The 332-nt window shown below is 64.8% G+C and carries 1 protein-coding gene; it reads right to left on the bottom strand.

What is annotated here, in order from left to right:
- Positions 1 to 332, bottom strand: a 332-nt coding sequence (locus UK12_RS34340) for a cobalamin-dependent protein (RefSeq protein ID WP_045307145.1), incomplete at both ends; no start/stop codon positions are given.

Here is a 332-nt window from a genome sequence, read left to right as displayed (position 1 = left end):
AGCGCGTCCATCAGGCGGAGTCCTTCGAAGGCGTCGCGGGCGTAGCGGACTTCGCCTTCGTAGATGGCGTGGAGGTCCTGTTCGACGTAGGCGCGGGTGAGGGCGGCGCCGCCGAGGATGACGGGGTAGTCGGCGGCCATGCCGCGCTGGTTGAGCTCCTGGAGGTTCTCCTTCATGATCACGGTGGACTTGACCAGCAGGCCGGACATGCCGATCACGTCGGCGTTGTGCTCCTGGGCGGCGTCCAGGATCGCCGCGACGGGCTGCTTGATCCCCAGATTGACCACGTTGTAGCCGTTGTTGGACAGAATGATGTCGACCAGGTTCTTGCC

The organism is Saccharothrix sp. ST-888, from assembly GCF_000955975.1.
GTDB lineage: Bacteria > Actinomycetota > Actinomycetes > Streptomycetales > Streptomycetaceae > Kitasatospora.
The sequence above is the reverse complement of the archived record's forward strand: the minus strand, read 5'-3'. Positions and strand labels throughout refer to the sequence as shown.